This window comes from Burkholderia sp. E168m22 (assembly GCF_001319805.1).
Classification (GTDB): domain Bacteria; phylum Pseudomonadota; class Gammaproteobacteria; order Burkholderiales; family Burkholderiaceae; genus Burkholderia; species Burkholderia orbicola.
In genome coordinates this window covers 20,642-33,633 of sequence record NZ_BBSK01000120.1, presented here as the reverse complement: position 1 = coordinate 33,633, position 12,992 = coordinate 20,642, and the positions used below count along the sequence as shown (strand labels likewise).

At 69.8% G+C, this 12,992-nt stretch carries 15 protein-coding genes; 7 read left to right on the top strand and 8 right to left on the bottom strand.

Annotation, left to right across the window (positions count from 1 at the left end):
* Nucleotides 1-24: 24 nt before the first annotated feature.
* Nucleotides 25-555 carry a GNAT family N-acetyltransferase gene (locus tag AP428_RS28285; RefSeq protein ID WP_011548963.1) on the bottom strand — a complete coding sequence of 177 codons (531 nt, stop codon included), beginning with the start codon at nt 553-555 and terminating at the stop codon, nt 25-27.
* Between the two features lie 203 nt (nt 556-758).
* Here AP428_RS28285 and AP428_RS28280 point away from each other — a divergent pair, with 203 nt between their 5' ends.
* From AP428_RS28280 to AP428_RS28270, 3 genes are all read left to right on the top strand, one after another.
* Nucleotides 759-1,124 (top strand): helix-turn-helix transcriptional regulator, encoded by a 366-nt coding sequence (locus tag AP428_RS28280; RefSeq protein ID WP_041489456.1) that lies wholly within the window; start codon nt 759-761, stop codon nt 1,122-1,124.
* Entirely contained in the window at nt 1,096-1,581 is a 486-nt protein-coding gene (locus tag AP428_RS28275; protein WP_011548961.1) for an SRPBCC family protein, read from the top strand. Before AP428_RS28280 ends, AP428_RS28275 begins: the two co-directional genes overlap by 29 nt.
* 119 nt (nt 1,582-1,700) lie before the next feature.
* On the top strand, nt 1,701-2,177 hold the full coding sequence (locus AP428_RS28270; protein WP_011548960.1) for an SRPBCC family protein: 477 nt from the start codon (nt 1,701-1,703) through the stop codon (nt 2,175-2,177).
* Nucleotides 2,178-2,192: 15 nt separating this feature from the next.
* Here the strand turns inward: AP428_RS28270 and AP428_RS28265 are convergent, their stop codons facing one another.
* From AP428_RS28265 to AP428_RS28250, 4 genes are all read right to left on the bottom strand, one after another.
* Nucleotides 2,193-3,308, bottom strand: coding sequence for an amidohydrolase (locus AP428_RS28265; protein WP_011548959.1), 1,116 nt, complete (start codon nt 3,306-3,308; stop codon nt 2,193-2,195).
* Nucleotide 3,309: 1 nt separating this feature from the next.
* Nucleotides 3,310-4,617 (bottom strand): MFS transporter, encoded by a 1,308-nt coding sequence (locus tag AP428_RS28260; protein ID WP_011548958.1) that lies wholly within the window; start codon nt 4,615-4,617, stop codon nt 3,310-3,312.
* 83 nt (nt 4,618-4,700) lie between these two features.
* Nucleotides 4,701-5,993: a CaiB/BaiF CoA-transferase family protein gene (locus tag AP428_RS28255; protein WP_011548957.1), complete on the bottom strand. Its 1,293-nt coding sequence runs from the start codon at nt 5,991-5,993 to the stop codon at nt 4,701-4,703.
* Nucleotides 5,990-6,976 carry a hydroxymethylglutaryl-CoA lyase gene (locus AP428_RS28250; protein WP_011548956.1) on the bottom strand — a complete coding sequence of 329 codons (987 nt, stop codon included), beginning with the start codon at nt 6,974-6,976 and terminating at the stop codon, nt 5,990-5,992. Before AP428_RS28250 ends, AP428_RS28255 begins: the two co-directional genes overlap by 4 nt.
* 173 nt (nt 6,977-7,149) lie before the next feature.
* Here AP428_RS28250 and AP428_RS28245 point away from each other — a divergent pair, with 173 nt between their 5' ends.
* Together AP428_RS28245 and AP428_RS28240 are read left to right on the top strand one after the other, a co-directional pair.
* Nucleotides 7,150-7,968 carry an IclR family transcriptional regulator gene (locus tag AP428_RS28245; RefSeq protein WP_011548955.1) on the top strand — a complete coding sequence of 273 codons (819 nt, stop codon included), beginning with the start codon at nt 7,150-7,152 and terminating at the stop codon, nt 7,966-7,968.
* A gap of 145 nt (nt 7,969-8,113) precedes the next feature.
* Entirely contained in the window at nt 8,114-8,752 is a 639-nt protein-coding gene (locus AP428_RS28240) for a 2-hydroxychromene-2-carboxylate isomerase (protein WP_011548954.1), read from the top strand.
* Nucleotides 8,753-8,781: 29 nt separating this feature from the next.
* Here the strand turns inward: AP428_RS28240 and AP428_RS28235 are convergent, their stop codons facing one another.
* Entirely contained in the window at nt 8,782-9,765 is a 984-nt protein-coding gene (locus tag AP428_RS28235; protein ID WP_011548953.1) for a LysR family transcriptional regulator, read from the bottom strand.
* 101 nt (nt 9,766-9,866) lie between these two features.
* Here AP428_RS28235 and AP428_RS28230 point away from each other — a divergent pair, with 101 nt between their 5' ends.
* Entirely contained in the window at nt 9,867-11,105 is a 1,239-nt protein-coding gene (locus AP428_RS28230) for an MFS transporter (protein ID WP_011548952.1), read from the top strand.
* Between the two features lie 158 nt (nt 11,106-11,263).
* Here AP428_RS28230 and AP428_RS37290 read toward each other — a convergent pair whose 3' ends face one another.
* Complete coding sequence (locus tag AP428_RS37290) at nt 11,264-11,563, bottom strand: hypothetical protein (protein ID WP_166488162.1); 300 nt, start codon at nt 11,561-11,563, stop codon at nt 11,264-11,266.
* Between AP428_RS37290 and AP428_RS28225 the strand changes: the two genes are divergently transcribed.
* Entirely contained in the window at nt 11,522-12,214 is a 693-nt protein-coding gene (locus AP428_RS28225; RefSeq protein ID WP_041489512.1) for a phosphatase PAP2 family protein, read from the top strand. The two genes, AP428_RS37290 and AP428_RS28225, sit on opposite strands and share 42 nt — an antisense overlap.
* A 102-nt stretch (nt 12,215-12,316) precedes the next feature.
* Here AP428_RS28225 and AP428_RS28220 read toward each other — a convergent pair whose 3' ends face one another.
* Nucleotides 12,317-12,976, bottom strand: coding sequence for a glutathione S-transferase family protein (locus AP428_RS28220; RefSeq protein WP_011548950.1), 660 nt, complete (start codon nt 12,974-12,976; stop codon nt 12,317-12,319).
* Nucleotides 12,977-12,992: the final 16 nt, after the last annotated feature.

The following is a 12,992-nucleotide window of genomic DNA, read 5'->3' as shown; positions in this document are numbered from 1 at the left end:
GAGGCGGCGGTTCGACGGATGCCATTACGCGAGCTGCTTGTGGAAAAACGTCGTCGCGCACAGCGCGCCGTCGGGCATCAGCGCATAGTTCGGCACGACGCCGACGCGCTGCCAGCCGGCCCGCTCGTACAGCCGTTCGGCGTCGCCGCCCGTCACCGTGTCGAGCACGAGCACGGTCTTGCCGGCGTCGCGCGCGGCCGCTTCGGCGGCCGCCATCAGCCGCGCGGCGACGCCCTGCCGGCGCGCGTACCGCGACACGAGCATCTTCGCGATGTCCGCGCGATGCGGCTGGTTCTCCGGCTGCGCGGTTACGACCTGCACGGTGCCGACGATCCGGCCGGACGCATCCTCGGCGACGAGCAGGATGCGCTCGTCGTTCGCGACGCCCTCGGCCACGCGCGTCCAGAACGCGACGGCGGTCGGCCGCGCGATCGGCAACATGAAGCTGACGGATGCGCCACCTTCGACGCAATCGATCAGCACGTCGGCCAGCGCGTCGACACAAGCCATCGCTTCGCTCGCGCCGACGCGGCGCACGGTAACAGGTTCGGTCATGCCTTCTCCGGTAGTCAGGTGGGCCGCACGCACGGGTTCGGCGTGGGCCGGAATCGGAAACGACACCGGCCAGGCGTCGAGGCGGGCTCAACGGCGACGGGCGTCCGGCAACGCGGCGCCCGGTCGGCGCGTGTTACCGCCCCACTATCGTACGTGACGAAAATGTTCGCTGCATGCCTGCAACATCGCCTACACTTAGCCGAATGGATAACCTTCAAGCCGGCCTCAGCGACGTGTTCCATGCCCTCGCCGATCCGACGCGCTGCGCGATCGTCAGCGCGCTCGGCCAGGGCGAGCGGACCGTCTCCGCGCTGGCCGCGCCGTTCGACATGGCGCTGCCGTCGTTCATGAAGCACGTCGCGGTGCTCGAGCGCAGCGGCCTCGTCGCGACCCGGAAAACCGGCCGCTCGCGCACCTGCGTGCTGGTCGGCAGCCGGCTGACCGAGGCCGAGGCATGGCTCGCCGCGCAGCGCGCGCAATGGGAAGCGCGATCCGATCGTCTCGTCGAATTCGTCGAACGCCGTCACCAGGAGGAGCAAGATGTCAGCCAGCCACGTCGAACCCGCTGAAGCCCACGATCTCGTCATCACGCGCACGCTGCGCGCCCCGCGCCAGGCGCTCTGGCGCGCCTGGACCGACCCCGCGCTGCTGAAGGAATGGTGGTGCCCGAAACCATGGACCACCGAGGTGCGCGCGTTCGACCTGCGGCCGGGCGGCGCTTTCCATACGTTCATGCGCGGCCCCGACGGCGGCACGAGCGACAACCCCGGCTGCTTCCTCGAGATCGTGCCGGAATCGCGGCTCGCGTTCACGTCGATGCTCGCGGGCGGCTGGCGGCCGCAGACGCCGTGGCTGGGCTTCACGGCGATCATCACGATGGCCGACGACGACGCGGGCAGCCGCTACGAAGCGCGCGTGATGCATCCCGACGCCGCGACGCGCGAGCGCCACGAAGCGCTCGGCTTTTTCGAGGGCTGGAACACCTGCATCACGCAGCTCGACGACTTCGCCGCCGCGCTGCGCTGACCGCCGCCTCGCGTGCGGTCATTGCATGCCGCCGCGCCCGCGCCTAGGATTCCTGAAGGAAGCATGACGACACGCCGGGCGCCGGCGTGCACCGTCTCGCACGCTTCGCGGGAGGCGACATGTTGCACACGCACACGCATTCGACCCGGGTCAGCCGGCACCTGAACGCGCCGCGGGGGCGCGTCTATCGCGCGCTGCTCGACCCGCACGCGGTCGAGCAATGGAAGGTGCCCGACGGCATGACCTGCCGCGTGCACGCCTACGACACGCGCGAAGGCGGCGCGCTGCGCGTGTCGCTGAGCTACGACGCACCGTCGGCCGGCAACGGCAAGACCACCGCGCGCACCGACACCTATCACGGCCGCTTCGTCACGCTCGTGCCCGACCAGCAGATCGTCGAGATCGATGTATTCGAAACCGACGATCCGATGCTGCGCGGCGCGATGACGATCACGATCACGCTGTCCGACGAAGCGGGCGGCACGCGCGTGGACGCCGTGCACGACGGCGTGCCGCCCGGCGTGCCGGCCGCCGACAACGAGACCGGCTGGCAGATGGCGCTGGCGCGGCTCGCGGCGCTGGTGGAAGCCGGGTGACGCCGCGCCCGCGCGTCAGCCGAGCCGGTACGCGTGCGTGACCGTGCCGCGGAACAGCGCGTCGCGCTCGTCCGCGCTGGCCTGCGCGGTCAGTCGCTTGAACGCGTTCCAGCCGTTCACGAACGAATACGAGCCCTTGTCGACCGGGAAATTGCTCTCGAACATGCAGCGCCCGGGGCCGAACGCGTCGATGCAGGTCATCATCCACGGCTTCCACGCGTCGGCGAGTTGCGCCGAAGACGGCGGCTTCGCGCCTTTCTCGAAATCGAACCCGTTGATGCGCATCCCGAGGCCGCCGACCTTCACGTACACGTTCGGCAATTGCGCGAGCGTGCGCATCGACGCCGACCAGCGCTCGAACACCTCCGGCCGCTTGTCCGCATAGCTGCCGATCCGCACGACGCCGCCGCAATGGTTGACGATGATCCGCGTCTCCGGGTTCGCTTTGGCGAGATCGAATAATTCGGGCAACTGCGGGAAGAACAGCCACGCGTCGTACGACAGCCCGAGCGGCGCAAGTTGCGCGACGCCGGCCCGGTACGCGGGATCGAGCAGCAGCCCGCGCGGCACCGCCGACAGCGGATTCGCGAGCGTCGGATCGGCATCCCACGTACTCAGGTGCCGCACGCCGCGAAACCGTCCGCGCCCCGCTTCGAGATGCGCTTCCAGCACGTCGCGCACGCGTTCGCCGAGCCGCAGGTCCGCATGGCCGACGATGCCTTTCGCGACAGCCACGGGGCCGTGCTGAAGCGGCTCGGTCACGCCGGCGACGTAAGCCGTCTCGCCCACCGGCTTCAGTTCGGCCGGGCCCGAATCGCGGTAACGCGTCTGCGCCTGCATGTAGACGGACGCCTGGATGTTGTGGCCCGAGCGCGCGTCCCGCAGATAGTCGTCGAGCATGTAGATCCAGCCCGGCCGTTCGTAGAAGTGATGATGCGCGTCGACGATCGGCAGGTCGGGCTCGAGCGCGGGTTCGAGCGCCGACGCGAGCCAGTCGGGGCGGACCGCGAGGTAGTTGCTTTGCGTCATGCGGGAGGCTCCATCATGGGCCGGCGTCTCGGCGAACGCGGGCAGCGCGAGCGAGGCGGCGGCCGCACCGATCAACCGGCGCCGTTTGATCGAAAAGGTCATGTCATTCGCTCCGGTCGAACGCGTACAGCGACAGCGTGAGCAACGTCGTGATCGCCAGCACGATCGCGAGGCCGAGCATCCCGGCCGTGAAGGTGCCGAAGCTGTCCTTCAGGTAGCCGACGAGATAGGGGCCCGCGAAGCCGCCAAGCGCGCCGATCGAATTGATCAGCGCCAGCCCGCCGGCCGCGGCCTGGCCCGACAGGAAGCGCGACGGCAGCGTGTAGAAGATCGTGCGGCCGGCAATCGTGCCGATCAGCGCGAGCGTGATGCCGACGAGCGCCGGCCCGAGCGTCAGGAAATGCGTCGACACGCCGAGCGCCACCGCGCCGATGCACAAGCCGATCGCCAGGTTCGCGACCGGGCCGCCGCGACGGTCCACCCGCTTCGCCCACCACAGCAGCGCGATCGTGGCGAAGAAGTACGGCACCGCGGAGAGCCAGCCGGTCTGCATCGTCGACATCCCGTGCGCCTTCAGCATTTGCGGCAACCAGATGCCGATGCCGTACGAACCCATCGTGAAGCCGAACGAGATCAGCGCAAGCACGTAGACGCGTACGTCGCGCAGCGCGACGCCGAAGCGCTTCTTGCGGCCGGCGGCCGCGCCGTCACGCTCGAACGCGCGCTGCAGCGCGGCCCGCTCGTCGTCCGACAGCCACGCGGCATTCGCCGGCGAATCCGACAGCAGCTTCAGCACGAGGAAGCCGAGCGCGCACGCGGGCAGCCCTTCGACGATGAACATCCACTTCCAGCCGGCGAGCCCGAACGTGCCGTCGAGCTGCAGCAGCCACGTCGACAGCGGGCCGCCGACCAGCGACGACAGCGGCGTCGACACGGTGAACCACGCGAGCACGCGCGTGCGGTAGCTCGCCGGAAACCACACGGCGAGGAAGAAGATCACGCCGGGAAAGAACCCGGCCTCGCCGATGCCGAGCAGCAGCCGGATCGCGTAGAAGCTGGTCGGCCCGGTCGCGAGCGCGGTCGCGGCCGCCATCAGCCCCCACGTGATCATGATGCGGGCGAGCCAGCGGCGCGCGCCGAAGCGGTACAGCGCGAGATTGCTCGGCACTTCGAACACGCAGTAGCCGGCGAACATGATCCCCGCACCCCAGCCGAACTGCGTCGCGGTCAGCCCGAGATCGCGGTTCATCGTGAGCGCCGCGAAGCCGACGCTGGTGCGATCCAGGTAGTTGAAGAAATACGCGAGCGCGAGCAGCGGGATGAAGCGCCACGCGGCCTTGCGCACGGCCCGTTGCTCGATCGACGTGTCGGTCTCGCGATCGGCGGGCAGCGCCGGGGAAGCGGATGTCATGGTTGTCTCCGTGGATGCGGCGCTCCTCTGCCGCGCGGTGCGCGGCCCGGACGCCTTTGTTCGTTCGATGAATCGCGGCCGCGCTACGCGCTCGCCACTTCGTTCGCCGACGGCGCGCCGCCCGGCGCGTCGCCGTGCGCGGCGGCGTCCGCGCCGTACCGCCCCGCGACGACGCCGGCCTCGATCAGCGCACGCGCGTCGTCCGGCGTGTAGCCGAGTTCGCCGAGCAGCGCGCACGTGTCCTGGCCGAGCGCGGGCGGCGCCGAGCGCAGCCGCAGGCGTTCGCCCGCGAGCGTCAGCGGCAGCAGCGCGGTGCGCGTGTCGACCGGCCGCCCGGCGCTGCTCGCGTCGGCCGGCAGCGTCACGGCTTCGAGGCCGCCCGTGGCGAGCAGATGCGGATCGTCGAACAGGTCCTGCGGCTTCGTGATCGGCGCATACGGCAGGCCGGTCGATTCGAAGATCGCGCCGATCTCCGCGGCCGGGTACGGCGCCAGCCGCGAACGCAGCTCGGGCAGCAGCCATTCGCGCGCCTGCACGCGCAGGTTGTTGGTCGCGAGCCGCGGATCGTCCTTCAGCGCGGCCAGGCCGAACGCGTCGCAGAACAACACCCACTGCGTGTCCGACACGACCGCGAGAAAAATCTGTTCGTCGTCCTTGACGGAGAACACGTCGTAGACGGCCCACGCCGAAATCCGGCTCGGCATCGGCGACGCGGCCTGCCCCGTCACCGCGAACTGCATCATGTGCTGCGCGACGAGGAACACGTTGTTCTCGAACAGCGAACTCTGCACCTGCTGGCCGCGGCCCGTACGCTCGCGCTGCGCGAGCGCGGCCATCGCGCCGATCGCGCCGAACATGCCGCCCATGATGTCGTTCACGCTCGCGCCCGCACGCAGCGGCCGCCCTTCGGGGCCCGTCATGTAGGCCAGGCCGCCCATCATCTGCACGACCTCGTCGAGCGCGGTGCGATGCTCGTACGGCCCCGGCAGGAAGCCCTTGTGCGACACGTAGACGAGGCGCGGATTCAGCGCGTCCAGTTGCGGGTAACCGAGCCCGAGCCGGTCCATCGTGCCGCTCTTGAAGTTCTCGCTGAAGACGTCCGCCGTCGCAACGAGCCGCCGCACGATCTCGAGCCCGCGCGGGTCCTTCACGTCGACCGCGACGCTCTTCTTGTTGCGGTTGAACATCCCGAAGAAGCCCGCGCCGGAACCGCGCAGCGCGCGCGTGCTGTCGCCCGCGATCGGTTCGATCTTGATCACTTCCGCGCCGAGATCCGCGAGCAGCATCCCGCACGTCGGGCCCATCACCATGTGCGTCATCTCGATCACGCGCACGCCCGCGTACGGCAGCGCGGCAGCCTGTTGTCGATCGTTCATCGTGCGACTCCCGTCACGCATCCTTCCGGTTGCGCGGCCGACGGCGCGCGGCCATCCGCATAGCGGAAGCCCTTCGGCAACCCTGCGTCCGGCACGTGGCCGTACAGCGTCTCGGACGGCAGCGCCGCCTGCAGGATCGCGCGCGCGGCGAGCAGTGCGTCGACGTCGATGCCCGTGTCGTATCCCATCGCTTCGAGCAGGAACACGAGATCCTCGGTGACGATGTTGCCGGTCGCGCCCGGCGCATACGGGCAGCCGCCGAGGCCGCCCTGACTCGCGTCGATCGTCGTCACGCCGACGTCGAGCGCCGCGACGACGTTCGCGAGCCCCTGCCCGCGCGTGTTGTGGAAATGCGCGCCGCCGGCCTTGTCGCCGACTTCGCGCCGCAGCCGCGTGAACAGCCGGCGCACCTGCGCGGGGTTCGCATAACCGCTGGTATCGGACAGGCCGATTTCGTCGACACCGCATTCGGCCATCGCGACGGCCATCGCGATCGTCTCGTCGTCGGAGACCGCGCCCGCAATCGTGCAACCGAACGCGACCGACACGCCCGCCTCGATCTGCACCGACGGAAACCGTGCATCGCGCAATGCGACGATCGCGCGCACCTCGTCGATCATCTGCGCGGGCGTCTTGCGGATGTTCGCCACCGAATGGGCTTCCGTCACCGAGACCGGCAACGTCAGCTTGTGCACGCCCGCGTCGAACGCGCCCTCGGCGCCGCGCAGATTCGGCGCGAGCGCGGCGACGTGCAGCCCGGGAATCGCAAGCGCGTGCGCGACGACTTCGCGTACGTCGGCCATCTGCGGCAACAGCGCGGGCGGCACGAACGACCCGACCTCGATCTCGCGCAGGCCGGCCGCGGCCAGCGCGGTGATCCAGCGCAGCTTGGCGGCTGTCGGCATCACGGTCTTGATGCTCTGCAGCCCGTCGCGCGGGCCGACCTCGCTGACCAGCACCTTCGTGTTTTCTGAAACCTTCATTCGACACCTCATCGTTCTGCCTGAAAGAACATAGTTCTGTTTGACAGAACTTTAAGCGTGCATCGAATAGGCGATAAGCGGGGTATACCCGTGAAATCGCGTTTTTCTGGAACTTGTGTTCTGTCAGATAGAACGATATAGTCCACCGACCATCATTCGAAGGAAGCAGGTCCGTGCCCAGGAATCCAGCAGATCACGCCGGCGACGCAGCCGATCCGGCGACGGAAGAAACGTCCAGCGGCGTCGCGGTGCTCGACCGCGCGTTCGCGATCCTCCGTGCGTTCGGCCAGACCGACGACCGGCTGTCGCTCGCCGAGTTGTCGCGCCGCACCGGGCTGTACAAGAGCACGATCCTGCGCCTGCTCGCCGCGCTCGAGCATGGCGGATTCATGCGCAAGCTCGACGACGGCCAGTACGCGGTCGGGCACGAGCCGTTGCGGCTCGCCGCGCTGTACCAGCGTTCGTTCCGTGTCGGCCCGGTGGTCGAGCCGCTCCTCGAGACGCTGAGCCGCGAGCTCGGGGAAACGGCGTCGTTCTACGTGCGTCAGGGCGACGTGCGCTCCGTGCTGTATCGCGTCGAGCCCGCGCGGGCGGTGCGCGTGTCGATCCGCGTCGGCGAGGAGTTTCCGGTCGGCCAGGGCGCATCGGGCAAGGTGCTGCTGGCCTTCACCGACACGCACGACGCCCGCTGGAACGACGTGCGCGAACAGCTGTGGGCCGCGTCGTACGGCGAGCGCGACCCGGAAACGGCCTCGGCGTCCGTGCCCGTGTTCGGCGCGGCCGGCGAATGCGTCGGTGCGCTGACGGTGTCGGGCCCGAAATCGCGGCTCGCCGCCGCGCCGGCGATGACGGCGGCGCTCGCGATGCTGCTGCCGCTCGCGCAGAAGGCGACCGTCGCCCTCGGCGGCGCGGGCGCGCGCTACGACGCGCCGGCCGTGCGCGACAGTCTCGCGCGGCTCGCATCGTCGACGGACGACGACGCCCGGTCGTAGGACGCCGGTTGCGGGCGGCACGCGATACGGCAGCGCGAAAAGCGGCCGCATGCGACACTGGCCGCCGATGCACGCAGCGCGCCGTTTGCCGGCGACGCACCGAACGTGCAACCGTCAACCGGACCCGCCCGAGGAGACACCCGCGATGAACGCCGCGCGCACCGCCAGCTGGTATTTCGATTTCGTTTCGCCATTCGCCTACCTGCAACAGGAGCAGTTCGACCGGTTGCCGCCCGCCGCCGCGTTCGAACCGCGGCCGATCGTGCTCGGCGCGCTGCTCGCGCACTGGGGCCAGAAAGCGCCGGCCGAGATCGCGGCCAAGCGCGTGTTCACCTATCGGCATGCGCAATACCGCGCGGACAAGCTCGGCATTGCGTTCCGGATGCCGCCCGCGCACCCGTTCAATCCGATCAAGCCGCTGCGCCTCGCGATCGCGATGGGCAGCTCGCGCGACGCGATCCGGCGGATCTTCCGGCATATCTGGCGCGACGGTCAGGACGTATCGACGCCGGAAGGCTTCGCCGCGTTGTGCGAAGCGGTCGGCTTTCCGGAGGGCGTGACGGCCGTCGAGGCCCAGCCGGTGAAGGACGCGCTGCGCGCGAACACGGATCGCGCGATCGCCGAGAACGTATTCGGCGTGCCGACTTTCGTGCTCGACGGCGACCTGTTCTGGGGCGAGGACGCGACCGACATGTTCGTCGACTGCGCGACGTCGCGCGCGTGGCTCGATTCGCCCGAGGTACGCCGCATCAGTGCCCTGCCGGAAGGAATCCGGCGCGGCTGACCGCGAGCCGCCGCCCGGCACCACCCGCTTCAGCTGTCGCGCCCTTCGACCAGCGCCGGCACGGCCTCGCGCATCATCGCGGCGAACCGCACGAGCCGCGACGGATAGAACTGCGCATGCGGATAAGTGAGGTAGACCGGTAGCGGCGCGGCCTGCCACTCCGGCGCGAGGTGCACGAGATCGCCGCGCGCGAGATCGTCGGCCAGCATCCACGACGACCCGACGCACGCGCCGACGCCCAGCAGCGCCGCGCTGCGCAGCGCATACAGGTTCGCGGTCGTGATGCGCGGGCGGATCGCGATGCGCCGCGTGTCGCCGGTGGCCGCATGCGTCAGCGCAAGCTCGGTGCGGTAGTACGTGCGCAACGCGAGCCACGGCAGCGCGGCGAGCGCGTCCGGATCGGCCGGCACGTCGGCGCCGTTCAGCACGGACGGCGCGGCGACCACGAAGCGCGGCACCTTCGTCAGCCGGATCGCGACCACGCCCGGATCGGTCGGCTCGCCGACCTGGATCGCGCAATCGATGCCGCTGCCGACGAAATCGCGCACCTCGTCCTGCAGCAGCCATTCGACCGACACGCGCGGATAGTCGCGCAGGAACTGCGCGAGCGGCGCGACGAAACGCTGCTGGCCGAACGCGTGCGGCACCGCGACGCGCAGCAGCCCGTCCGGCTCCTCCTGCGCGCCGCGCAAATCGGCCTCGAACGCCGCCCAGCTCGCCAGCAACTCCTTCGCCTGCTTGAAGCACCGTTCGCCGTCGACGGTCAGCCGCATCGTATGGGTCGTGCGTTGCAGCAGCCGCATGCCGAGCGAATTTTCCAGCGCCTGCAGCCGCCGGCTGATGGTCGGCTGCGTCGTATGCAGTTGCACGGCGGCCGCCGACAGGCTGCCGGCCTCGACTATGCGCACGAAGGTTTCCATCAGCTCGAAACGATAGCCGGCGCCGTCCACCGGCACCGCCTGGATGCGCCGAGACCCGCCAGCAGCGGGAGAAGGAGAGGATTTTTCGGTCATTCGTGGAGCGTATAACAAATCTGCGCGGGGTGGCACTACCGTCGCCGGCCGCGTACCGCCACACTCGCGTCCATCCCATTCTTCCACCGAGGATGTACGCGATGTCCACCCCGACCCGTCTCGATGCCGCGCCGCGCGCGGCGCACGCCCCGGCCCGTCCGGCCGCGGCCGCCCATTCGATGCCCGATCGCCGGCTCGTGCTGCTGCTCGCGGCCGCCGCCGGCCTCGGCGTCGCCCCGCTCTACTACGCGCAGCCGATGCTCGGCGCGCTCGCGCCCGATCTCGGCGCGTCGGCGCGGGCGATCGGCTTCGTGCCGACGCTCACGCAGCTCGGCTATGCGCTCGGCATCCTGCTGCTCGCGCCGCTCGGCGACCGCTTCGACCGGCGCCGCGTGATCGTGACCAAGGCCGCCGCGCTGGTCGTCGCGCTGCTGTTGGCGTCGATCGCGCCGTCGCTCGGGCTGCTGCTCGCGGCGAGCTTCGCGATCGGCCTCGCCGCGACGATGGCGCAGGACGTCGTGCCGGCCGCCGCGACGCTCGCGCACGACGCGCATCGCGGCCGGATCGTCGGCACGGTGATGACGGGGTTGCTGCTCGGCATCCTGCTGTCGCGCGTCGTGGCAGGATTCGTCGCCGAGACGGCCGGCTGGCGCGCGATGTTCGCGCTCGCGGCCGCCAGCGTCGCCGTGATCGGCGCCGTGGCCGCACGCGGATTGCCGCGCTTCGAGCCGACCACGCGGCTGCCGTATCGCGCGCTGATCGGCTCGCTCGGCGCGCTGTGGCGCGCGCATTCGGCACTGCGCCGCGCCGCGCTCGCGCAGGGGCTGCTGGCCGTCGGGTTCAGCGCGTTCTGGTCGACGCTCGCGGTGATGCTGCACGGCGCGCCGTTCCACCTCGGCAGCGCGGCCGCCGGCGCCTTCGGCCTCGCGGGCGCCGCCGGCGCGCTGGCCGCGCCGGTCGCCGGGCGCCTGGCCGACCATCACGGCCCGGAGCGCGTCACGCGCATCGGGATCGGCATCGCGACGCTGTCGTTCGCATCGATGGCCGCTGCGCCGCTGATGTCGCCGCATGCGCAGCTCGTGCTGCTCGCGGTCGCGACGATCGGCTTCGATCTCGGCGTGCAGGCGACGCTGATCGCGCACCAGTCGATCGTCTACCGGATCGATCCCGCGTCGCGCAGCCGCCTCAACGCGGTGCTGTTCGTCGGCATGTTCATCGGGATGGCGGCCGGCGCCGCGATCGGCAGTTTGTTGCTCGCGCAACTGGGCTGGAATGCGGTGACCGCGCTGGCCGTCGCGACGTCGCTGGCCGCGCTCGCCGTGCGGGTGTGGCGCAACTGAAGTCGGGCATCGCGTCACGCCGGCGGGCAAGCCCATGAGGCTTGCCCGTTTTTTTATCGGTGCGCGTGACGCTGCGCCGCCCGGCAGATTCGCGCCGCGCCAGCACGGCAATCGTTCATCCGGCGCAAGGTCCGCGGCGGCATACCGAATTGTCCAGTTCACCCAAATATTTTTCCGGCGGCCCTGTACGCCCGCACGCAAACGTCGGACGATTCGGCCTTGCCGCGCCGCACGGCGCGCCCCCATCCGGCCCCACCACCCAGCCCCGCTTCATCAGGGGAATCCCGGTATTTTTTCGCATTTTCTTCGAAATAACGGGTGACATACTTGCCCCCCATTGCGCTCCGTGCGAGCGCGCTTTCCGATCCAGCCGGCCGCCTGTCATGCGCTGCGCGTCCGTCCGGGTCGCACAGGACATGAACAATTTCGACACCACGATCCAGGTCTTCCTCACTCATGTGACGTTCGGCCCGCTGATGAATCACACAATCCGCGTGATCGCGGGCCTCTACACGTTCAAGGGCTTCGTGCTCATTCCCGTGCTGTGCTGGCTGTGGTTCCAGCCCGGCCCGACCCGCGAGCGACAACGCGAGCTGGTCGTCGCCACCGTCGCGAGCGGGCTCATCGCGCTCGCCGTCGGCCGCGTGCTGGCGCAGGTGCTGCCATTCCGCGTGCGGCCGATCTACAACCCCGACCTCCACCTGCACTTTCCGTCGGCCGGATTGCGTGCGGCAACGCTGCAGACATGGAGTTCGTTTCCGAGCGATCACGCGATGCTGTGGATGGCGATCGCGACCGGCATCTTCATCATCGCGCGCCGCGTCGGCATCGTCGCGCTGCTGTATTCGGTCGTGTTCATCTGCCTGCCGCGCGCGTATCTCGGCTTTCACTATCCGACCGACCTGATCGCGGGCGCGGCGATCGGCATCGCGATCGCGTGGCTGCTGACGCGCGACGCGATCCGCTCGCGCTTCGCGCCGCAGGTGCTGGAGATGATCCGGCGCTTCCCCGCGCCGGCCTATACGCTCGCGTTCCTGCTGTGCTTCGAGTTGATCACGCAGTTCGACGAACTGCTGACGCTCGCGCAGTCGGCCACGCGCACGATGTGACGGCCACCCGCGCGATGCTGCCGCTGCTGCTGTCGCTCCGTCGCCCCGGCGCACGCTGCCGGCCATGCGCGGCAGCGGCACGCTGTGCGACGGCCCCGCCTGTCAATCGCGATCGGGCGCGCCAAGCGGAAAGAACGAACGATACGGCCGTGCCTCGTCGACCGCGCGTGCAAACGACGGCCGCGCGAGCAGACGCTTGCGGTACGCGATCACGTTCGCGAACGCCGGATCGATCCGGTGCGTCCAGTCCGCGTAGAACAGGAACGGCGCCGCGCCGCAATCGGCGAGGCTGAAACGATCGCCGGCCGCCCATTCGCGATCGGCCATCGTCTTGTCAAGCCACGCATACGACGTGTCGAGCATCGCACGCGCATCGGCCACCCCGCGCGCATCGCGCTCGGCTTCCGGCCGCAGCGCATCGAACACGACCTTCTGCTGCGGCGTCGCCACGTAGTTGTCGAAGAAGCGGTCCATCGTGCGCACCTCGAGCGCGGCGCGCGGATCGTCGGGCAGCAGGCGCACGGGGCCCGGATGGTTCAGGCCGAGATACTCGATGATGATCGTCGCCTCGATCACCGTGCGGCCCGCATCGACGAGCACCGGGAAGCGCTTCAGCGGCCACAGCCTGGTCAGTTCCTGCATCGGTTTCGGATCGTCGTGCGCGAGCACGCGATACTCGAACGGCGTGCCGTTCTCGTACAGCGCGGTCAGCACCTTCTGGCAGTAGGACGAAAAGGGATGGGCGTAAAGCGTCGGCATCATCGTGGGGTCTCTCTGG

What these genes read in the sequence shown, in the direction of transcription:
- AP428_RS28285 (WP_011548963.1), bottom strand. Translation starts at nt 555, where the DNA reads ATGACCGAACCTGTTACCGTGCGCCGCGTCGGCGCGAGCGAAGCGATG.
- AP428_RS28280 (WP_041489456.1), top strand. Translation starts at nt 759, where the DNA reads ATGGATAACCTTCAAGCCGGCCTCAGCGACGTGTTCCATGCCCTCGCC.
- AP428_RS28275 (WP_011548961.1), top strand. Translation starts at nt 1,096, where the DNA reads ATGTCAGCCAGCCACGTCGAACCCGCTGAAGCCCACGATCTCGTCATC.
- AP428_RS28270 (WP_011548960.1), top strand. Translation starts at nt 1,701, where the DNA reads ATGTTGCACACGCACACGCATTCGACCCGGGTCAGCCGGCACCTGAAC.
- AP428_RS28265 (WP_011548959.1), bottom strand. Translation starts at nt 3,308, where the DNA reads ATGACCTTTTCGATCAAACGGCGCCGGTTGATCGGTGCGGCCGCCGCC.
- AP428_RS28260 (WP_011548958.1), bottom strand. Translation starts at nt 4,617, where the DNA reads ATGACATCCGCTTCCCCGGCGCTGCCCGCCGATCGCGAGACCGACACG.
- AP428_RS28255 (WP_011548957.1), bottom strand. Translation starts at nt 5,993, where the DNA reads ATGAACGATCGACAACAGGCTGCCGCGCTGCCGTACGCGGGCGTGCGC.
- AP428_RS28250 (WP_011548956.1), bottom strand. Translation starts at nt 6,976, where the DNA reads ATGAAGGTTTCAGAAAACACGAAGGTGCTGGTCAGCGAGGTCGGCCCG.
- AP428_RS28240 (WP_011548954.1), top strand. Translation starts at nt 8,114, where the DNA reads ATGAACGCCGCGCGCACCGCCAGCTGGTATTTCGATTTCGTTTCGCCA.
- AP428_RS28235 (WP_011548953.1), bottom strand. Translation starts at nt 9,765, where the DNA reads ATGACCGAAAAATCCTCTCCTTCTCCCGCTGCTGGCGGGTCTCGGCGC.
- AP428_RS28230 (WP_011548952.1), top strand. Translation starts at nt 9,867, where the DNA reads ATGTCCACCCCGACCCGTCTCGATGCCGCGCCGCGCGCGGCGCACGCC.
- AP428_RS28225 (WP_041489512.1), top strand. Translation starts at nt 11,522, where the DNA reads ATGAACAATTTCGACACCACGATCCAGGTCTTCCTCACTCATGTGACG.
- AP428_RS37290 (WP_166488162.1), bottom strand. Translation starts at nt 11,563, where the DNA reads ATGAGTGAGGAAGACCTGGATCGTGGTGTCGAAATTGTTCATGTCCTG.
- AP428_RS28220 (WP_011548950.1), bottom strand. Translation starts at nt 12,976, where the DNA reads ATGATGCCGACGCTTTACGCCCATCCCTTTTCGTCCTACTGCCAGAAG.